Consider the following 21,331-nt stretch of genomic DNA (forward strand, 5'->3'; position numbering starts at 1 on the left):
TCTATGGATAAAAACGAAGTAGTCAACTCACCTACAATTGAAGAACTTACAGCAAAAAATGCGGAGCTGGAAAAACAAAATGAAGTCTTACAGGCAAAACTCAAATGGTTGGAAGAACAATTCCGACTAAGCCAACATAAAAAATTTGGGACTTCTAGTGAAAAAACAAATCCGGATCAACTTGAACTTCTTCTATTTAATGAAGCTGAACGAACAGCAAATCCAATAGTAGAGGAACCCACACTTGAAACGATTACATATCGAAGAAAAAAATATGTGGGACAGCGAGCTGCGAAACTTGAAAACTTGCCTACGGAAACGATCCATTATCGTTTGCCTGAAGAAGAGCAGGTGTGTTTGTGTTGCGGTGAAATGGTTCATGAAATGAGCACAGACATAAGACGAGAATTAAAAGTCATTCCTGCTCAAGTAAAAGTCATTGAGCATGTTCAACATGTATATAGTTGCCGTCAGTGTGAACGAGAAGGCATTGAAACGCCCATCGTCACAGCTAAAATGCCAGCACCTATTTATCCAAAAAGTCTCGCATCGCCATCGGCGATGGCTTATATTATGAATCAAAAATATGTAGAAGGCATGCCCCTTTATCGTCAAGAAAAACAATTGGAGCGTTTAGGTGTGTATTTATCACGTCAAACTTTAGCTAACTGGATGATTTATGGTGCTTCGAATTGGCTCTCTATACTTTATAATCGAATGCATGAATTATTAATCTTGCATGATACTCTTCATGCGGATGAAACGACTCTTCAGGTCCTAGATGAACCTGGACGCAAAGCAGACTCCAATTCCTATATGTGGATGTATCGAACAAGTCGAGATGTTCCTGCAAATATCTTATATGATTACCAAACATCGCGACACAGCAAACATCCTCAAGCATTTCTTGAAGGGTTTAAGGGATATCTGCATGTCGATGGTTATCCAGGTTATCATAAGTTAGAAAAAGTTGAGTTGGTAGGATGTATGGCTCATGTTCGAAGAAAATTCGATGAGGCGCTCCGATCACTACCAGCTAATATTGATAAAAAATCAACCATAGCTGCAGAAGGACTTCAATTCTGTAATCAATTATTTCAAATTGAAAAAAAGATTACTAAAGAATTTGAAAATTGTAGCCCTGAACAACGTAAAACACAACGTCTTGAACACAGCAAGCCTGTGTTAGAGGCCTTTTTGACATGGCTTAAAGCGAAACGTCCACAAGTTCCCCCAAAAAGTAAGCTGGGAGAAGCCATTACATATACTCTAAATCAATGGCCCAAACTTATTGTATTCCTAAAAGACGGGCGTCTTGAAATAGATAATAATAGAGCGGAACGCTCAATAAAACCTTTCGTAATGGGAAGGAAGGCGTGGTTGTTTGCCAAATCCATGAAAGGTGCAAGAGCAAGTGCTATTATCTATAGCATCGTCGAATCAGCTAAAGAGAATCAGTTAAACCCACTGAACTACTTAACATATCTATTCGAACAATTACCGCAACTAGATGTAAGCGATGTTACAGCGATTGATCAAATCTTGCCATGGTCAAAGACAATTCCAATAGAATGTCGCGTTCCTATTAAATCTAAATAAAGTATATGCCAAATGCCCATCTAATAAATAGGTGGGCATTATTTGTCGCTTACTTTTTATTGAAATCATGTTTTCGTCTTATTTTAGGTAATACTTTACTTCCTCAATTTTTGTGAAATTAAAAATATTAATAAATAGTATCTTTAGACTAGCTGCATCCATTTTTGTGATATGCTCTTTCATATCTAGGGGTACTGTGCCAAATTTTTGCGTTAATAAAAGTATAGTTGTTTCGGCTAGACCCTCAGCTTTGCCTTCTTCTCTTCCTTTTTCAAGTCCCTTTAAAAGTCCTTCTTCAAGCCCTTCTTGTCGCCATCTATCTACTAATGACATAGCAATTTCCCTCCCATTAATACTACTTGTTTCGATTTGTTGAAACAGTTGTTCTTTTTCTTGTTCTGTTAACTCCTTTGTCACACTAAAGATATAGTAAGCCCGTAATCAAATAACGCATATAAAACACCAGGCACCTCCGGTACGATAAACGTATCAATTAAAGGAGGTGCCCTATTTATGTCCACAAACAAATTAACCATAGTTCCCGTCAAACTTGATCCTCTTTCAACGGAAAGTTCTTCGTTCCCTTCTTCGAGAATGACCGCTGCACCAGCTTGTATTGTAAAAATGGGAGTAACTGAAGTTACCTTTTATCATGGCGTAAATGAGCACATCATCCAAACGGTTATGAAGGAGCTGAAAAGTCGATGAGGCATGATTTTACGGATGTGCAAAACATTTATATGATTTGTGGGAAGACAGATAGGCGAAAAGGCATCGATGGTCTCGCAACACTGATTCAAGATTCTTTCGAATTAGATCCTTATAGTGATTCTATTTTTCTCTTTTCAGGATGGAGTAAGGACCGCTATAAATGTTTGTATTTTGATGGAGATGGCTTCGCTATGCTTTACAAGCGATTAGATCATGGCAAACTTCAATGGCCAAAAGATGAAAAAGAGGTACGAAGCCTTTCACAACAGGAACTACGCTGGTTGTTAGAAGGATTATCCTTACAATAACCAAAGGCCATTGCAAAATCTGCAAAAAGTATCTTTTAATCAACGTTTCCTCAATGGTATAATCATCCATAACTTATCTTGAACGAAATGTAGTGAATGATTTGGCAAATGCCTCCACGAAACAGACTGAACGATTAATTGAATTGTTAGAGCAACAATTAGCACATTCGAATGAACAGAATGACGAATTAACCAATAAATTGGATCAATCACTTAAACAAATTGAAGTATTAACGGAACAAGTCCGCCAATTAACAAAGGCTTTATATCGCTCCAAATCAGAGAAATCCAAGTATCAAGCGCCCGATGGGCAAGTTTCTTTATTTGAAAATGACCCGTCTTTTAACAAATCAGAGCAGACAGAAGAACAAAGCACCGAAGCAGTTAGTTATACGATTACTCGCAAAAAGACAAATAAAAAACGAAATGATTCGTTTCATGAAGAGATAGAAATGGAAGAAATTCATCATCACCCTGCTAATTTAGTTTGTGACTGTTGTCGTGGGGAAATGGTTGAATTCACTTCCATCTTGGTACGTGAAGAAGCAAGGTTCATTCCGGCTACGATGAAACGTGTGCAGCATTTTGAACATGTATACGAGTGTAAATCATGTAAAAAAGATGCCCTACAAAAAGCACAAATCAAACGTGGGAAAGCACCACAAGGTGCGATTCAAAGAAGTATTGCCGGCCCTACAGTATTGGCGAAGCTTATTTACGATAAATTTATTCAGTACTTACCTCTTTACCGTCAGGTAAATGAGTGGGAACGCTATGGCTTATATACAAACGATAAAAATTTGTCTAACTGGGTAATACGTGTGGCAGAAGATTGGCTTCAACCACTTTACGATTTAATGAAGCAGCTAGTAACGGAAAAATCTGTGCTTCATATAGATGAAACCTATGCACAAATCATTAAGCGTTCTGATGGAAAATCAGCACAATCAAACGCCTATAATTGGGTATGCCGTAGTGTCCAGAGTGAAGGGTTTATTATCGTTTTATTTAAGAGTGCCCTTTCTCGTGGGCGAGCCGTCTTGGAAGATTTAATCAAGGGTTTTAAAGGCACTGTCATCTGTGATGGGTATTCAGCATATGGTCAATTACCTCATGTTCAGTTCGCCAACTGTTGGGCACATGTACGTCGTTATTGGTTAAAAGCTGACAGTAAAAATGGACGAATAGGCGTGGCATATTGTGATCGGTTATTTCAGATTGAGCGTAAAATTAAGCACTTTTCATTAGAAGAGCGTGTGCAAATTCGCCAACAAGAAGCAAAGCCGATTGTGGATGAATTTTTTGATTGGATTGATCGCTCGCCATTCTTTGGTAAAAACGCTATTGCGAAAGCAGCTGAATATACATTGAGCCGCAAAGCAGCGTTAATGATGTTTCTTGAAAACGGAAATGTGGCCATTGATAACAATCCAGCTGAAAATGCGATTCGTCCAAATGTCATGGGTCGAAAAAACTGGCTTTTCTCTGTTAGTGAAGCAGGTGCGAAAGCAAATGCCATTTGTTTAAGTTTAGCTGAAACAGCTAAGGCAAACGGAATTGATTTTTATCAGTACTTGGTAAAGTTGATGACAGAGTTACCCAATGTACTGTTTCACCAGCAACCTGAAATTTTACATAAATATCTACCATGGTCAGAAAATATTCAAGCCACATGTGCAAAATAGCCAGCCAGCTGAAAAAATTCAGCTAGCTGGCCATTCGTCATGCGTACCATTAAGGTGCGCTATTTTTTTATATTTCGGGCTTACAAGATATAAATTAGTATGGTTTCCACGTAGCTGGTTATCCATTGTCCGCCATCTGCCTCCTGTAGATGCCGAAGGGTGTGTGTGAAAATTTCTATATCCTTTGTAAAAATATCTCGTAATAAAGTGAGCATCATTCGCAAAGGAACAGTGCCTTGTATGTCCTTATTACTATAGTGAGATAAATCATACAATAAGTAATCAAAATTCGGCACATATTTCTTTACATCCTCTGGTAGTTCTTCATAGCCGTCCAGCAGTGGACCTAAGCTTGTAGGAAGTGACCATATTTGTTTGCCGTGATAGAATACAAGAGGAATAATGATCGGGAATTCCTTTGCTTGCTCCTTCTGTCGTTTGCTTTCCAAAATTTCCAGTATATACTTTGATAGTTAAAAATGGTCCCTTTGTCGGGGTAGCTTTTATGTTCAAACAGTAAATACAGGTAGCCTTCCTGCTGTTGAATATCCACTTTAAATAATAAATCAGAAAAATTTTCTTCTAATTCAGGGTTAATAAAGCTATCCTTTTGTGGCTCTAGTGTCTGGACATCGAGCAACTGTAGAATTTCTGCTGGCAGATAGTTCATGATAAAATCTTTAGCAATCTCAATATTGCCCAATGATTCTTTGAAAAACCTATCATGTGGATTTTTGATGCTCAATTCAACGCCCCCTTCTTCAAAGAATGGTGTATGTAGTGATTATTATATAAAAATCAAGAATGGAATACCAATATCACTGATACAGAAAATAGAGGTTTTTAGCCTGTAAAACCTGCTTGAAGACCAGCCTACACAAGCATTTTTCAGGATGTAAAGGTTATGTGCGAAAGACCTCACTAATTGAAGGTTCACTTAATAAACGAAAAAAGCGAAAACTCATCGATGAAACAAAACAAGATCAGAGTTTTCGCTGTATAATTTTAGTGCTGAGTTCCATCTTCTGCTAATATTTGTACACGCTCTTCAAAGCTGACCACTCGATGTAGCTCATGAAGCATCCAAAGATAACCGAATTCATCACTAAACATGGCATTGGATATACCGAAATCAGCCATTTTTGTAACTGCTTGTACTTCTTTACAGCCTGCATTGATTGCTTTTTCGTAGGTTTCAGCAATATTTGGCACTAAAATATTAAACCAAATTGGCTTGGGATCATCAGGTTTAGGGGCAATCATTTGATACTCAGGATTTTCATCTAACATATGAAACCTTACGTCGTATAGTTTAAAAACAACTTCATTCTTCCCAACTGGAAAATCAGTTACCTCGACACGTTCGATATCAAAAATTTTCTCGTATAGCGCTAATGCTTTTAAACTATCTGTGACAACCATATCAATTTCAACACCAACCATCATCACCACTCCCTCTATAAATATTGGTATATCAACGGTTTGACCCGATTTGATTACTGAAAAAAATATTTTTTCTTGCACTTCTTTCTCGCTATTTTCTAGTTATTCAATTGTTTAACAGTTCGTGGATACGCTACGCTAACGTCAATTGGCAATCATTAACTTTCCATTCCGTTATGTGATGCACTTTTGGATCTCTGCGTTGCTTATGATGACGTACCCTCCCATGTCTCTCGGCGTCTGTTTGCGCGTACATTCCTTCGTTCGGTCTCTTCATAAGGCAGAGGCTGGCGATGCTCCTTTAGGGACTCATTTGAATGCAAACAATGGTCGAATGGTGAAAATAATGCCGGCTTCTCCGTGTCATCCTCTTGTTTTTGACTTCTGTTGGCAACGCTTAGGCAACCGTTTCAAGACTGGCGAAATCAGTCATCATTTGATGTGCGTTAAACATGGTTTTCTTTTTGCACAAGGCGTGTAAAATCTTCAGTAATTTCCCACAGAGCACGACAATCGACTGCTTTTTACGGAGTGGATTGATTGCACGTGTGGTGTAGTATTCATGCAAGGCTTTAAATGCCGAATTATGTTGAATTAAGGGCATCATGACGCGAAACAGGAGCGCACGTAGCTTGCGCCGTCCTCGCTTCGAAATCCGTTTTTGTCCTTTTTGTTGACCAGAAGAGTTTTCACGCAATGTCAGTCCCGCTAGTTTGATTAGTTGGCGTGGATGTGCATATTGCGTGAGAGAGCCTGCTTCTGCTAGTAAATCGACAATGGTTACGTCTCCGATTCCTGGTACCGATGCTAAATACGCATAATCTGTCATTTGTTTCGCAAGCCCGATTAATTGACCCGTTAATTCGTCAAGCTGGGCTTGCATTAATTTCACTTGAGAAAGTAGTGTGGCGATTTCAAATTTGGCCATCACTATGCCTTCTGTCAGTCCGATTGAGTTTTGCACAACCTCGACTAATTGTTTTGCCTTTGGTCGTTGGGGGCTTTTCATCCCGTCTACTTGACGGTATAAAAACAGTAATTCTTCTGGTGTTTTCCCTTGGATATCCGATGGCAATGGGGTCATTTCGAGCACCGCATAGGCCATTTTCCCAAAGCTTTTAAACACCTGTGTGAACTCTGGGAAGAAGCGATCTACCCACCGAATGATCCGGTTTTGAAGCGCATTTAAATCTTCTTGCATCTTTGAACGTAATGTCGCTCCATTTCGTAACTCTGCCTCGATTCCTTCCAGTTGTCGAGGATAGCTGAAACGACCGTCCCGCATGAGGCGCGCAATGACAAGTGCATCTTTTTGATCATTCTTCGTTTGCAGATTATCATCAAGTTCCTTTGAGCGATTGACGTGCATCGGATTGACCATCACAAAGGGAATCCCGCGGCTTGTCAAAAACGCCGCTAGGTTCATCCAGTAATGTCCTGTTGGCTCAAAACCAACGAGGATTTCCTGTTTTTCATGGGCAACTTTTAACGCAAGTAACCGTTCATAAAAGGCTTCAAATCCAACTTCTGATTGTATGATTGGAAATGATTTTTGGAGCATACGACCTGGATCATCGATGGCACAAGCAAAATGTTTGTGTTTGGCGATGTCGATGTCAATGACTAAAGTATTTTTAGAAACTTGATTAATTTTTTGATTCGTATTAAAATTCATGATGGAGTCCTCCTTGGTGAACAAATTAGGGGTCAATTCGTCGTTGTTTTGACACCCCGCATCATACCAAGAGGGCTCTTTTTATTCAAGTCCCCGAAAATCCTTCTAACAGGAATGCTCCTTAAAAATTATTTTATATCGTTAGCGTAACACATTTTTCCTTGTTTATGCAGGAGAACTCAGTTTTTATTGTGCCAACATGAATTTTTTGATGAGATGAATGGGTTTGAATATTTAGTATGCATTTAAACGGGTGTGATATAATGACGAAAAAGGAGACCAGCGATGAATAAACGAGCACTTTTGAAGATTCCATTGATAAAGCTTATGGATTTGAAGGTCGATTATGCGTTTAAACAATTGTTTGGCACCGAAAAAAATAAAGAGATTACGGTTGTATTTTTAAATGCAGTGTTGAAACGAACAGGGCGAGATGTTGTCGAGGATATTACTTTTCACAACGTAGAGGTTGGTGGTGAGTATGAGGAGGACAAGCAATCAAGGTTAGATTTGCTTGTAAAAACGACAAATAATGAATGGATTAATGTTGAAATTCAATTTACCAATCAATATGATATGGTCAAACGCTCCATCTATTATTGGTCCAAGGTTTACGCGAAGCCGCTACAAAAAAGGATGGCTTACAAAGGATTAATGCCTGTGATTGCCATTAATATTATGAATTTTGATTTATTCCATGATGTAGAGTCATTCCATAGTACCTATCACTTATATGAAGATACAGAAAAAACATTATTAACAGATGTCATGGAATTTCATTTTATTGAAATTCCTAAATTATTAAGAGATTGGAAACAGCAAAAGCTTGACCCATGGAATGATGTACTTGCAAGATGGTTATTATTACTAGGTGTAGTAAACCATCGCAGAGAGAAAGAAATTTATGAGGATATCTATAAAGAGCTGGAGGCGATTGCGATGAAAGATGAGCAGCTATTTGATGCGTTAACCCAGTGGCGAGAACTTAGTTTAACAGAAGCACAGTACGATGCTTATGAAGGACGACTCAAACGAATTTTAGATGAGGAGGCTGCTGTAGAAGAAGCGAAACTGCGCGAGCTGGAGGCGTTGGAAAAAGGACGTGAAGAAGGCAGAGAAGAAGGCAGAGAAGAAGGCATAAAAATTGGAGCAATAAAAACGCTTAGAAAGACAGCTTTACGATTACTCAATAAGAATTTTGGAGCCATCCCAATAGAGTTGGAGATGCAAATTGATCAATTAAGCATTGAAAGCTTGGAGCTGCTGATCGAAAATAGCTTAGTGTTTGAACAGATTGAGGAACTAGAGCAATATTTGCAAGTATTATCTAAATAAAAAGTAGATATAAAGCTAATTTGTACTAAAAACAGTACGAATTAGCTTTTTTATTTGAGTCATAAAGGAATTTAAAAATTATGTAACTTTTTGAGGTGATCACAAGTCTACTTTGAAGAGAATAGTTTGCTGTACTCATAGAATAAGGGGGTATTTTCCATTTGGTGTCGAGTTGAAGAAGTTTGCTAGAAGATGTTCGTGTAATTTTGACAAATTCTTTGTTTTATATGAAGCTTTTGAAGGAGAGCGGTTAGCACTCTAGTACCGAATCTACTCTTTTCGATAAAAATCCCACATTTTAGGGTTTTTTCGTGTTAAGATGATTAAGACTATTGAATAGCAAAAAGGAGATTAGGATGTTTAAGAAACTAAAGACTACATGTATTGTAACAGCAGTTGCTTTGGCTACAATTTTGCCTGGACAAGCGTCTGCATCAGCTTCTGGTAACAATGGGATTCAAATAAAAAACAATGTATCAATTATCATTAATGGAGAAACGATTAATGTCTATGATCCTATTTTAAATAAATCGGATTATTTACTATTGCCAATGCGCGCATTATATGAAGCAATTGGTGCCAGCGTGTCTTGGGATAAGGAAACGTTGACAGCGTCTGCTTATCGTAGTGGTAAGACAGTTGATTTAACGATTGATTCTATGAAAGCCTTAGTGGATGGTCAAGAGGTTGCGATGGATGTTGCGCCATTTATGTATAAAGACCGTACATATATGCCATTGCGTTTTGTAAGTGAAAACTTTGATGGTATTGTTAATTGGGACGAGGTTACTCAATCGGTAGATATTACATTATCAGACGATTTACCAGTGGAGCAGCCACAACAACCGCAGGAGGACCCCTATATCTTACATATCAATAATAAACGTATTGTCATGCAAGATTCCATTATTACGAGAGACGGAAGAACCTATTTACCTGCTAATTATATCTATGATTACTTAAATGACTCCTCTGGGATGTGGCAGCCAGATGGTTCCTTTGAATTACAGGTTGGCGGTATGAGCTTTGTATTCAACGATGGTAGCAATCAGGCTTTGCTTAACAATGAGGCTGTGACAATGGCAGAAAAGCCATTTATCCAAAGTGGTAAAATGTACGTTCCTGCTAAGTTTCTTGTTGATGCATTAGGCGGAAATTTACGTTATATCACAGATAAAAAGGAAATGTATATTTATGTGTATCGTTATATGTACATAAGCCCGTTCCTTGAAAAATCATATGGTTCAACATCATTCCCAACCGCTGTTCCTTCAGCGCATGTAGACGGGGACCGTGATTTATTGAATAGTGATAATCCTGAAACATTAAAACGCAAGCTTATTCCATTAAACAATGCAACACTTGCACAATATGATGTGAAAGCAACATCTGCAACGAATAAGCACCGTGTTTTTGGCTGGCATTATAATCAGTTAGGAACAGATATAAACTTAGGAATTACTGTTCAAAATACATCGACTACAGAGAGCATCAAGATTACAGACTCGAGAGGGATTAGTCAAAAAACAGGGAATAGCTGGGTCGGTCATGATATTGGTTTAACAATTGCTGATGCTGTATTAAATGATAGATTAAGAGAGTCAGAGAGTACTGGCATTGTTATTGCACCTGGAGAAACAAAGGTTATTGAGGCATACGATCTACATTTTGAATATATTATCGGCTTTATCCATGATTTAGATGTTCAAGCGGTGAATGGCGGTAAGCCAGAGTATACAATTCGTACGGTACTAACAAAGGATAACAGTGATTTAGCAAGCATTAAAACAGAGCAGGTGCCGATTGATGAGTATGCTAAGCATCCACGAGGCGCATGGTCGAGTGCTGCGATTAAGGCCGAGTTCCCAACCTATACAGTGGATTCGCCAGAGGTAGGCTATAACATCTCTAATGGTAGTACAGACAATCTGCAAACAGAGGAAAATTCAATGTCAAAAGTGAATGGAGCTGTAGGAAATCCAGGACATTTTGGCGTGAACTATAAGGTTTCTATTCCTATTGAAAATCCAACAGGTACTAGAAAAACAATTAAGATGAAGCTTGCTGGTCGTGGTGGTTCATATAGTGGTGCGATTAAGATTAATGGTCAAGTATATTTAGTGCCTAATTTACGAGTAGGGGCTGAATATGTGGAATTACCTGATGTTCAGATAAGAGGTACGAAGGATACGATTGAGTTAGAACTTATGCATGCTGGTGGTGTAAATCTTCCAGTAGCGATCTATGTTGAAACAAAATAATAAAGTTCTTGGCACGCGTCATAGTTATGATGTCGTGCCAAACTTTGAATTAATATGGAGTGAAGAAATTGGCAAGAAAACTAGTAACGATTGTTGTCGTCATGTTCGTTTTGATGCTAACAGTTAGCCCGATCAATGGGCAGGCAGCCACTTTGGGTAATAAAGTCAGTGAAGTGAAAAAAGAGGTATCACCACAGGTAACGCATATACAGCAAAGCTATCAATCAGGTTCTACTCGTCAGTTTGTAAATGTTTTAGATGTAAATTTAAACAATACATATACAAAACTAGAAATTGGTATGCCGAATCCTATTAATTCCTTAAAAACAACAACAGCAATGGCTAAGCAAAATACAACTGATGGCCATCGTGTTGTGGGTGCTGTGAACGCTTCTTACTTTTTAGGCAATGGTATGCCCGCAAATCTATTAGCTGAAAACAATGAAATTATTAACTATGGTATTTTGGGAGATTCCTATGATAGCCCAACACAAAAGCCAGTTGCTTTTGGTCTATCAAAGTCAGGACAAGCAATAGCAGACTATTATTCTACGCAGCTATCTTTTCAAGTAAATGGTAAAAACTATCCGATTGATTTGATTAATAGCGAACGAGGCACAAATAAAACAGTTTTATATACCTCTGAAAAAAGAACAACAGGTACAAATAATTGGGGTGTAGAAATTGTTGTAACAGGTGCTAGTCAGGATACAAGCTCTTTACATTTTGGGGATCAATTCTCAGGTATGGTTTCCCATGTTACTACTTATGGAACTGAGGGAAATTCAACTGTACCAGCAGATGGCTTTGTTATTTCTGTGCAAAATAAGGAGTTAGCAGCAGAGTTAGGTAGTATTCTAGCAGGTACAAATGTTGATGTGAGCTTATCGATCGATCAAAAATGGATGGATGCTCAGTTTATTTTAGCAGCAGGGCCAATGCTTGTGCGAAATGGCAAAGTGGATATTTCTATGCCAACCAATTCAGGCTTTGCCTCAACACGAAGCCCGCGTACAGCAGTAGCAATTGATGCTACAGGGACAAAGGTATTTCTTGTGACAGTGGATGGTCGATTAAGCGGGCATAGTAATGGTGTGAATTTACCCGACTTAGCCTCTCATTTAATTTCAATGGGGGCATCCACAGCACTGAACTTAGATGGTGGTGGCTCGACAGCGATGGTTGTACGTAATCCAGGTGGCTATTTTGCTAATCTTGTAAATACACCATCAGAGGGCAGTGAGCGTCGAGTATCTGCTATTTTGCAGGTTGTCAATACAGCACCACCAGGACAAGCTAAATCAATTACATTAAGTAGTGTTAATCAAGTGATGAAGGGTTCATCTGTTAATATACAGGTAGCAAGCGCTTATGACCAATACCTGAATCCAATTACAATTGACCCAGCAAATATGACATGGACGGTTGAAGGCAATATTGGTCAGATGAACGGTGCAACCTTTACGGCTACACAAAAAGGTGAAGGGAAAATTATTGGTCAATATGAAGGCATTCGTACATCTATACCTGTGAAAGTTGTAGACTTAGCTGAAAAGCCTATTTTACTAGATAGCTTTGATAGTGCCTCAGCTTGGACAGCAGAGGTGGCAAAGGCAAAAGCATCTTTAGCTAGCTCCAAAGAATATGCTAGAGAGGGTGCTTCAAGTATGCAATTAAACTATGACTTTACGCCAGCAGGTACAGAGACAAAAGCAGCCTATATGGTAGCTAAAACACCAATTGCTATATCAGGTCAGCCTAAAAATATCGGTGTTTGGGTATTCGGTGATGGTGGCAAGCATTGGCTACGAGGTGTTGTTATTGATGGCACAGGCACAAAGCAAACAATTGATTTCACAAGTCAGGGCGGCTTAGATTGGCAGGGCTGGAAATACGTAACGGCGGATATTCCAAGTGATTTACCATTGCCATTGAAATTTGATCGTTTATATGTAGCGCAGCCAGATGCTTCTTTACAAAAGAAAGGTCAGCTTTATTTTGATCAATTACAGGCTGTGTACAAAGATAATCATGAGGAATTAGTGTATACAGATGTAGCGAAAGGGCATTGGGCATTTGCAGATGTTCAAAGCTTATATGATGAAGCATTGATTAAAGGTTATTCAAATGGAACATTTAAACCAGAAGCATCCATTACACGTGCAGAGGCAGCTACGATTATTGCCCGTGCACTTAATTTGACAACAACTAAAAATTCAAGCTTTAAAGATGTTAACAAGAGCCATTATGCCTATAGTGCTATTGCGGCAGTTGAGCAGGCTGGTATTATTAAAGGGCAGGAAGCAGGGAAGTTCAATCCAAATGGACAGCTTTCCCGTGCAGAAATGTCAGCGATTTTAGCAAGAGCGTATCAATTAACAGGTACAAGTCAAGTAAGCTTCTCAGATGTAAAAGCAACGCATTGGGCTTACAGTAATATCCAAGCGCTTGTCGCAAATGATTTAACAAGCGGCTTTCCCGATAATACATTTAGACCAGATGCACAAATTACTCGTGCTCAATTCGCAAGCTTCTTAAATAGATGCTTAACATTAAAATAATGCTCACCAAACCCCTGTAGACAAAAGAGCTACAGGGGTTTGCCTTTGACTGACCTATAAATAATCGCAAAACTACACAAGAAAAATCCGCTACATCCAAAGCGGATTTTTGTATTTAGAAAACAATGTATTTAATATATTGCTGCCAGGTTAAATCTTTAAAGTGGCTCCATTGAATTTTTTCAACAGGCATTGTGCGGAAAGTATAGGCAGCGATATTACGTGGTTGATTAGAAATTAGTGGTGTACCTTCATCTAAATAGTCCGTAAAAACAGCTGACTTAGCCGTATTAAATTCTACATGAATATCCATAAGCTGAATTTTTCCATCTGAATCAATCCTATATAGCTTTTTCTTACCTTTTTTCGTTGTCACTACCCATGATTTATCCACTTTATAGGAATCAAAGGCTTCATTCACAATAATCGAAGCTTTGCCAGTTGTGGAAAATGGAATATCCTCTAATAAGCTATCCTGCTGTAAGAGCACTTCATAGTTGGTTGGTTGTGGCAGAGCGGCTGTTTTAGCCAGTTCCTTTGACCAAACTGTGTCATCATTTGTAGCAATGGCTTGTTTATCTAAAACGATGCCTGATAAAGCTTCTTTAACATGCTTCACTTTTAAATCAACCGTTTGACCCTCATGTACCTTTTGCCATTCTTTTTCAGATAAATAGGCATACATCGCTTTTTCAGAGGAATAGATTTCAATTGTAAGCGTTCCTGCATCTTCCCTAATGGCTGCTACGATACCATCTATTGGGCTAATAAGTCCTTGCCGTGCTTGAATTTGTGCAATTTGTGCCTCAATAACCGCGATTTGACGATTTGTTTCAGCGATATGTCGATTTAACAATGCAATTGCTGTCGATAGTGAATTTTGCTGAGCCAGCTCGAATTTTAGCGTAACAGATAACTTATCATCAATTTGGTCTGTATCAATAGAGCTTTTTGGATCTGCATCATTATAGTCATCCTCAATTAAATCAAGCGTATCCTCTAAATCACTTAACTCAGTTTCATAGGCGGTAAGCTCTGCTTCAAGCTTTGTTAGCTCGTCATTTACCTCATCCTCTTTATACGTAGCAAGTAAATCATTCATCATCACTTCCTGGCCACGTTTTACATTGACCGCTGATAGACTTGTTGCATCAGCAGAAATGGTGTAGGTTTCAGCTGGTGCAACAATGGCTTCCTTATTGATACGCTCAGTATGTGTACCGAGATGAGCCTTTTGAAATTCGTCAATAAAATAAGAACGTGCCACATGGCTATCATCCTTAAAGACAAAATAAGCATTTATACCGATGATGAGCATTGCTAGCACAATAGCGATGCTTGTCCATGGTCTTGTCCTGATAAATGCCATCATCCTAACCCCCTAGCAATCCATTCTTTAATTGGTAGCACACTAATCATACCAATAAATAAGGCCATAAATAGCTGTATACCAATAAGTTTAACGATTAATAGCTTTCTACTAGCTGCTTCCTCCCATTTTGATAGGAATAAATATTGTACAATAACAATGACGATCGTTGTGATCGTAATTTGATTAAATGTAAATAACAAGAAATCTGTCTCAATTACTTGCAATGCAAGAGGTGCTAGTGACAGGAAAGAGAATAGCGTTGTATAGCCAGCTGCATAGAAAACAACAAATAAAATCGCTTTTTCAATTAATAAAAAAGTAACAACATAAAGCTGGATTTTTTTAATCCATGTATAAGGAATATCCGTTAATAGATGTAAAATATATGTGACCCCATAATAATGGAAGCAGAAATATACAGTTGCCCATAAAATGGCACCAACCATTGACAGCAATCGAGCTACATAGTATTCATTTTGTAAATCCATTGCGAATAAGCTCGTTAAATTTTCTGTACCCATCCCCCAAAACTCACGTGCTGCGAATAATAGGACAAAGAGGATGAAAACTGTAAATACACGTTTTTTATATCCAGCAATCTCGCCTTCCTCAACTATATTTGTAAAGTAGGTCGGATTTTTTAAACTATGCCAAAACTTATAATGATAAAACATAAACAAGCGTCCTTTCCTCCAAAATAATCAATATCAAAATTGTAGTATACACTCTAAAAAGAGATGATGACATATAAAAATAGCTGTTTTTTCTTATCATTTCACAAATGTGAAGCCTTTCCTATTAGGGTTCATAGAATTGAAAAAACATATTCCGTCTATATGTGTCGAATTAGATAATACTATTGTATAGCATAATTGAAATAACTTCCTGTTTTTCTTGCTAGTAATTTTGAAAAATTACTTTAGATGCTCATAATTTTGTAAAAGTAAGAGAATGGCTTGAAAATCTGTAATTTATTCCGATACAAAAGTAATGACTCCCATTGAAAATGAACACAATCATTTTCCTATGCATATAAAGATGAAAGGGTGATTGGATTGAATCGAAAATTAACGGCAGGCGTTATTGCAAGTCTTTTATTAACGCCCACAGCAATAGCAAATGCCCAGGAAAATGATACACAGCCTCGTGTAATGACACAGACAGAACAAGTTGCTCCTGTTATGACAGTAGCAGCAACAACAGCCAAGGAACAAATCATTGCACGGTTTGGCAAACTATCTGAGAATTCAACAGATGATGAGATGGCCATTGCAAAAGAAGACCTAATCATTGTTAAAAACTCAAGTGATTTTGATTTTACTGAGGAAGAATTAATCGAAGCGAAATATAGCTATATTGAAGGGCAGCGTCGATTACTTGGCGAGCTTAAAACGATTGGAGATAGTATCAATGCTATTTCCTATACTAGCAAGAACTTTTTACAGGAAGTTGCTAATGCTAAAGATAAGTACGAAAAGTTTTTAGGGAATGCCCAACAAGAAAAATCCTACTTATATGTACAGGATCAATTTAGACAAGTGATTGTAGAGGCGCTTGAGGACGGAGAAGAAGCTCTTGTTTCAGCAATTCGAGGCACAACCTTACAGTATGGCTATGATGAAGCTGGACGCAATAATTATTTTAAAGGCAAAGGTTTCGATGTTGCTAAGCTAGTTAAATTGGAAAACGATGCAAAAGCAGCCAAAGTAGCAACAGATGCATTGGATGCTTTTGTGACAAATGCTAATGCTGATTACGAGACAGTTCTTAATGCCCTCAACGCTGTAGCAGCAGCCTACGATGTGCTAACACCAGACCAAAAGAAAGTCGTTGCTGCTTATCATCCAGCAGATGCTACAATCCCACCTTATAAGCAGTATACAGATGTTCAAGTAAAGGTTGGAGCGGCTAGTAAGGTTGCCACAAGCATTGCAGAATTAGAGAAAAAAAAACCAGATGACTTTAATACAGCAACGAACTTTATTAGTGCCGTTGCAGCAATTGAAAAATCGTATAATGCCCTTGATGAAACACTCCAGAAGTGGGTAACAAACTATGATACATTTAAGCCATATCTGGAAGCGGCCGATATTTCGAAGCGTATTTCTGCATTGCGTGTATCAAGTGATGAAGTGTACCGCACAGAGGTTATGGCATTACAAGATAAGTATAATCAATTCACCAAAAAAGACTTTGTCAAAAATGTAGCCGATTTAGGGCAGGCTACTACTAATATTGCTGCCGCTAAAGCTATTGAAGCTCTGATTACAGCTATTGTAAATGACAACGATAAAGTCGAGGCTATTCAAAAAGCACGTCAAGCTTATGATGCTTCAAGTAATCATAAAGATGTAAAGAAAATTGTTAATAATTTAGCAGCGCTCGTTCAATTGGAGAACGATTATAAAGCTTCCTTAAAGGTTGAGAAATTAATTACCGAGTTGGACCCAGCATCTACTACGTTCGAAAAGAAAACATTAGCTGCCTATACTGCCTTTGAGAAATTAACAGAGAATGAGCAAAAATTTGTGAAAGAAGCAGAGCAACTAAAACTCTTTTACAAATATGCGGAGGCATCCAAACAAGTCAATGCATTAAAACCAACTGCCTCGGACTATCAGACCAAGCTGGCAGAGGCGAAAATGAGTATTGCTGGTTTAGATGCTACTGGAAGCCCTGCTAAAGCAGCACTTGATGCAATCAAAGTACAACTTGATGCAAAGATAGAAGCGCTTGAAAATGAGGATGTAGCTGTTGCGGCAGTGATCGCTCAAATTGACGCATTAGGTGGTTCATCCAAATTAGTGGAGGATATGTTGGCGGCACGTACAGCGTATGAGGCATTGCCAACCTCTGCTGCTAAAAAGCGTGTCACGAATATAAAAATTCTCACAGATTTAGAGAAATCACATAAAACGGTTGTCAATGTCGTGTCATTATTTGAAAAGCTGGACACAAGCGCTAAAAATTATTTGTCCAAAGCGAAATCGGCCTATACAGCCTACAATAAGCTTGCTGCGGCAGATCAAGTTTATGTCCAAAATTATAATGGCTTAAACGATATTGTGAGAGTGACAGATGCTGTAGTACAAATTAATGCCTTAAATCCATCGAAAAAAACATATAAAGACGATGTAAAAGCAGCAGCAGATGTGTATACAGCTTTAGGAGTAACACTTCAGGAGCAGGTTGTTAATTATACAGATTTAACAAAGGCACAAGGCTATATTGACACAGCAAAGGCTTTTGATGACCGTATTATAGCGTTAGCCAATGAAAATCCTGAGACATTTGTGTCAACGATTGCTACCTTATCTGCTGACTATAAAGCAATGGATAAAAATGCGAAAAAGTTAGTGGAGCAGGCTAAAGCGTTAACGACTTATGAAAAAGACAATAAAGCGGTTATAAAGGTTATTCAAATGATTGATGCCTTAAACCCAACAAGTAAGGATTATACAAAAAAGGTGCTCGCTGCACGCAAAGCTTATAATGCGCTTGATGAAGTAGCTCAGAAGCGTGTCACAAACTATGCGAACCTTACAGCTGTTGAGGATGTTGCTTCATTAATTGGGCTTATTGCTTCCTTAAAGCCAACAAGTAAAACTTTTTTAGAGGATTTAAAAACAGCACGTGAGCTATATGAAGGATTGCCAGAAGAAAAGAAGCAGGCGATTATCAATTATGATGCACTAGTAGCAGCAGAAAATGAGCAAACAACAGCAGCAGGCGTTATTGCATTGATTGTGCTGACAGAGGAGCAGGATGCTGATTATTTAACAAAGCTCATGAATGCGCGAGTAGCTTATGATCAACTATCATCAAATCAAAAGAAATTAGTGACAAATATTAAAGATTTAACAACACGCGAAAAAGCCGTGAAGCCAATTTTAAATGTTATGGTACAAATTAATGAATTGGACCCAGAAGCGAAAAACTTTGTAAGTAAGGTGAATTCGGTACGTAAAGCTTACGATAAGCTAACAAAGGATCAGAAAAAATATATTGATAATATTGATGTACTTTTAAAATATGAACCTATCTCAAATGTGGTGAATTTGATTAGCAAGCTAAAATCGTCAAGCAGCACATTTCTTCAGGAGACCTCACGTGCACGTTCCCTTTACGATGCGCTTCCTACAGATATGCAGCAGTATGTTACAAACTACTATTTATTAGAGGCAGCTGAGGCGAGTATTTTAGGTGCTGGTAATGTGATGCAGATGATTACAGATTTACCATCTATTGATCCAAAGCAATATGTGAAACGTGTTCAGGAAATTCGTGCAGCCTATAATGCTTTACCAAAGGATCAGCAGCGAGCTGTACAAAACTACAAGGTTTTACAAGACCAAGAGAAGGTGGTAAAGCCTGTTATCAAAGTTGTAGAGGATATTGATCGTCTGTTAACAGCGAAGGATATGAATAGTCAATATCAAAAGATTTTAAAAGCCTATGATAAGCTGGATGGGGATCAACGACGCTATGTCTATAACGATCAGCTATTGCTATCCTTAGACAATGTTATTAAGGTTTATAACAATATTGCTAAGTTAAATCCAAAGGATAAGTTTTACTTTGGTATGGTGGAAGCGGTACGTAAAGAATACGATAGTCTAAATTCAATAGATAAACAGCGTATCTCTAATTACTCGATATTATTAGAAGCAGAAAAAAGCATGGCTGATGTAAAGAAAGTTGTAGAGATGATTGCAGCACTTTCTTCCACTTCTTCATCATATATAGAGGATGTAGCGAATGCCGTTGCTGCTTATAAAACATTGGATGCTAAAGTACGCGGTCAAGTTATTAATGAGGATGTACTGAAGCAAGCTGAAAAAAATGTAGCGATTGTGTTGAAAGTTGTGCAAGCAATTGGCAGCATTGATCCAGATAGCTCAAACTTCGAGAAAAAAGTGCTGGACGCTGAAAAAAGCTATAGCGCATTATCATTAGAGCAGCAGGATTTAGTCTATAATTATCGAGTTCTCGAGGAATATCTTAAAATGATTCAATAGTATGACAAAAAAGGAGTTTTCCCTGCGGATATTGCGGGAAAACTCCTTCTATAATAAGAAATTCCTTTCTGATCTTCCTTTTTTCAAAATCATGAAACTTTATCCACTAGAAATTCGTATCTTATAGTGTAAATGGTAACATTTTATACATATTTTATTTGAAAGATGAAGGAGGTGGCCGTATTGAAAAAATGGGTTTGTATAGCGGTACTCTCAATAGCTACGGTGATAGGTAGCTTTACAAGCATTCATCAGGTAGAAGCGGCATCTGTGAAAGTTATTGATATTTCCAATTCGTATTGGGCAAATACTTCCATTCAACATATGCTATCGAGACAATATATGACCACATATAATGATCAAACATTTAAGCCTGAGCAAGCGATTACAAGGGCAGAGGCTGCTGCTGCTATTGCACGCTCCCTTCAATTGAATGCTGCTACAGCGGTGTCTACAAGCTTTAAGGACGTTTTTGTGACACATCCGTATTATCAGGAGATTTGTCAGCTTGAAAAGCTAGGGGTTATTCAAAAGGGGGATGCCTTTCAACCAGAGGAGCCTTTACAGCGAATGCAGGTGGCAAAAATGCTAGCATTGGCCTATCAGCTAAAAGTAGATAGTAAAAACCATAGCCAATTTACGGATGTTCCTCGTACACATTGGGCAAAGGATTATATTGAGTCTTTAGCAGATATAGGTATTATTGGTGGCATCAATTCTAAACAATTTGCGCCTAATCAATTGGTAACACGGGCTCAGTTTGCTGTATTTGTAGAGCGAAGCATCGATTTTCAGCAAAAAATCACAAAGCTAGAAGTAGCCTATGATTATTTAGCCAAAGATTACATTTCAACGATTAATCTTTCAACAGCATGGTCGAGAGAGGTTGTTGAATTAATCAATGTTGAAAGACAGGAACAGCAATTGCAGCCTGTTATATATGATCCTGAGCTTACACAAATCGCAGTTATTAAAGCACAGGATATGGTAAAGCGTCAATATTTTGAGCATGTTTCTCCGTACTATGGTGCACCGTGGGACTTAGCCACATTATTTGATTATACGTACACAAGCTTTGGCGAAAATATTGCACGCAATATAAAATCACCAGAAATTGCTGTTAAGGCATGGATGGCTTCTCCTAGTCACCGAGATAATATTTTAAAAGAGCACTATACGAATACAGGGGTAGCCATCGCACAAGATAGCAAAGGAAATTACTATTGGGTACAAATGTTTTCTAGTCAATAAGTAGTAGTGTGACAAAGCATCACGAATATTACAGAAATGTTACGAAAGCTTAAATTTACGATGAAAATAGGCTTTTTTGAACGCTGGAAATACCTCCAAACGTTGGTATAAC

The 21,331-nt window shown here is 38.1% G+C and carries 15 protein-coding genes; 9 read left to right on the forward strand and 6 right to left on the reverse strand.

Features of this window, described 5'->3' with window-relative positions:
• Positions 1–3 precede the first annotated feature (3 nt).
• Positions 4–1,599 (forward strand): IS66 family transposase, encoded by a 1,596-nt coding sequence (locus MHB44_RS03755; protein WP_341300285.1) that lies wholly within the window; start codon positions 4–6, stop codon positions 1,597–1,599.
• A gap of 78 nt (positions 1,600–1,677) precedes the next feature.
• Here the strand turns inward: MHB44_RS03755 and MHB44_RS03760 are convergent, their stop codons facing one another.
• Positions 1,678–1,932: a DUF4351 domain-containing protein gene (locus MHB44_RS03760; RefSeq protein WP_341301641.1), complete on the reverse strand. Its 255-nt coding sequence runs from the start codon at positions 1,930–1,932 to the stop codon at positions 1,678–1,680.
• A 180-nt stretch (positions 1,933–2,112) separates the two neighbouring features.
• On the opposite strand from MHB44_RS03760, the gene MHB44_RS03765 reads away from it, so the two are divergent.
• The 3 genes from MHB44_RS03765 to MHB44_RS03775 all read left to right on the forward strand — a co-directional run bounded on the left by MHB44_RS03765 (position 2,113) and on the right by MHB44_RS03775 (position 4,303).
• Positions 2,113–2,307 (forward strand): hypothetical protein, encoded by a 195-nt coding sequence (locus MHB44_RS03765; protein ID WP_341301642.1) that lies wholly within the window; start codon positions 2,113–2,115, stop codon positions 2,305–2,307.
• Positions 2,304–2,618: an IS66 family insertion sequence element accessory protein TnpB gene (tnpB, locus tag MHB44_RS03770; RefSeq protein ID WP_341301643.1), complete on the forward strand. Its 315-nt coding sequence runs from the start codon at positions 2,304–2,306 to the stop codon at positions 2,616–2,618. Before MHB44_RS03765 ends, tnpB begins: the two co-directional genes overlap by 4 nt.
• Before the next feature lie 92 nt (positions 2,619–2,710).
• Positions 2,711–4,303 (forward strand): IS66 family transposase, encoded by a 1,593-nt coding sequence (locus MHB44_RS03775; protein WP_341301644.1) that lies wholly within the window; start codon positions 2,711–2,713, stop codon positions 4,301–4,303.
• Positions 4,304–4,383: 80 nt separating this feature from the next.
• On the opposite strand, the gene MHB44_RS03780 is transcribed toward MHB44_RS03775, so the two are convergent.
• The 3 genes from MHB44_RS03780 to MHB44_RS03790 form a co-directional block, all read right to left on the reverse strand.
• On the reverse strand, positions 4,384–4,752 hold the full coding sequence (locus tag MHB44_RS03780; RefSeq protein WP_341301645.1) for an Rpn family recombination-promoting nuclease/putative transposase: 369 nt from the start codon (positions 4,750–4,752) through the stop codon (positions 4,384–4,386).
• 556 nt (positions 4,753–5,308) lie between these two features.
• On the reverse strand, positions 5,309–5,746 hold the full coding sequence (locus MHB44_RS03785) for a VOC family protein (protein WP_341302917.1): 438 nt from the start codon (positions 5,744–5,746) through the stop codon (positions 5,309–5,311).
• A gap of 397 nt (positions 5,747–6,143) precedes the next feature.
• Complete coding sequence (locus MHB44_RS03790; protein ID WP_341301646.1) at positions 6,144–7,421, reverse strand: IS110 family transposase; 1,278 nt, start codon at positions 7,419–7,421, stop codon at positions 6,144–6,146.
• Between the two features lie 285 nt (positions 7,422–7,706).
• Here MHB44_RS03790 and MHB44_RS03795 point away from each other — a divergent pair, with 285 nt between their 5' ends.
• From MHB44_RS03795 to MHB44_RS03805, 3 genes are all read left to right on the forward strand, one after another.
• Complete coding sequence (locus tag MHB44_RS03795) at positions 7,707–8,756, forward strand: Rpn family recombination-promoting nuclease/putative transposase (protein WP_341301647.1); 1,050 nt, start codon at positions 7,707–7,709, stop codon at positions 8,754–8,756.
• Between the two features lie 356 nt (positions 8,757–9,112).
• Complete coding sequence (locus tag MHB44_RS03800) at positions 9,113–11,017, forward strand: copper amine oxidase N-terminal domain-containing protein (protein ID WP_053993583.1); 1,905 nt, start codon at positions 9,113–9,115, stop codon at positions 11,015–11,017.
• A gap of 59 nt (positions 11,018–11,076) precedes the next feature.
• On the forward strand, positions 11,077–13,578 hold the full coding sequence (locus MHB44_RS03805; protein WP_341301648.1) for an S-layer homology domain-containing protein: 2,502 nt from the start codon (positions 11,077–11,079) through the stop codon (positions 13,576–13,578).
• 115 nt (positions 13,579–13,693) lie between these two features.
• Here the strand turns inward: MHB44_RS03805 and MHB44_RS03810 are convergent, their stop codons facing one another.
• Positions 13,694–14,950 carry an HlyD family secretion protein gene (locus MHB44_RS03810; RefSeq protein ID WP_341301649.1) on the reverse strand — a complete coding sequence of 419 codons (1,257 nt, stop codon included), beginning with the start codon at positions 14,948–14,950 and terminating at the stop codon, positions 13,694–13,696.
• On the reverse strand, positions 14,947–15,624 hold the full coding sequence (locus MHB44_RS03815; RefSeq protein WP_341301650.1) for a hypothetical protein: 678 nt from the start codon (positions 15,622–15,624) through the stop codon (positions 14,947–14,949). Before MHB44_RS03815 ends, MHB44_RS03810 begins: the two co-directional genes overlap by 4 nt.
• Before the next feature lie 372 nt (positions 15,625–15,996).
• On the opposite strand from MHB44_RS03815, the gene MHB44_RS03820 reads away from it, so the two are divergent.
• On the forward strand, positions 15,997–19,968 hold the full coding sequence (locus MHB44_RS03820) for a cell wall-binding protein (protein ID WP_341301651.1): 3,972 nt from the start codon (positions 15,997–15,999) through the stop codon (positions 19,966–19,968).
• Between the two features lie 174 nt (positions 19,969–20,142).
• The gene (locus tag MHB44_RS03825) at positions 20,143–21,219 is read left to right on the forward strand and encodes an S-layer homology domain-containing protein (RefSeq protein ID WP_341301652.1); all 1,077 of its coding nucleotides are present in this window, start codon (positions 20,143–20,145) and stop codon (positions 21,217–21,219) included.
• The last annotated feature ends 112 nt before the right edge of the window (positions 21,220–21,331 follow it).

The sequence above is a fragment of the Lysinibacillus sp. FSL H8-0500 genome, from assembly GCF_038051955.1.
GTDB classification, from domain to species: domain Bacteria; phylum Bacillota; class Bacilli; order Bacillales_A; family Planococcaceae; genus Lysinibacillus; species Lysinibacillus macroides.

Coding starts and splice junctions, on each gene's coding strand:
- MHB44_RS03760 (WP_341301641.1), bottom strand. CDS start 1,932: ATGTCATTAGTAGATAGATGGCGACAAGAAGGGCTTGAAGAAGGACTT.
- MHB44_RS03755 (WP_341300285.1), top strand. CDS start 4: ATGGATAAAAACGAAGTAGTCAACTCACCTACAATTGAAGAACTTACA.
- MHB44_RS03800 (WP_053993583.1), top strand. CDS start 9,113: ATGTTTAAGAAACTAAAGACTACATGTATTGTAACAGCAGTTGCTTTG.
- MHB44_RS03795 (WP_341301647.1), top strand. CDS start 7,707: ATGAATAAACGAGCACTTTTGAAGATTCCATTGATAAAGCTTATGGAT.
- MHB44_RS03810 (WP_341301649.1), bottom strand. CDS start 14,950: ATGATGGCATTTATCAGGACAAGACCATGGACAAGCATCGCTATTGTG.
- MHB44_RS03785 (WP_341302917.1), bottom strand. CDS start 5,746: ATGGTTGGTGTTGAAATTGATATGGTTGTCACAGATAGTTTAAAAGCA.
- MHB44_RS03815 (WP_341301650.1), bottom strand. CDS start 15,624: ATGTTTTATCATTATAAGTTTTGGCATAGTTTAAAAAATCCGACCTAC.
- tnpB (WP_341301643.1), top strand. CDS start 2,304: ATGAGGCATGATTTTACGGATGTGCAAAACATTTATATGATTTGTGGG.
- MHB44_RS03790 (WP_341301646.1), bottom strand. CDS start 7,421: ATGAATTTTAATACGAATCAAAAAATTAATCAAGTTTCTAAAAATACT.
- MHB44_RS03765 (WP_341301642.1), top strand. CDS start 2,113: ATGTCCACAAACAAATTAACCATAGTTCCCGTCAAACTTGATCCTCTT.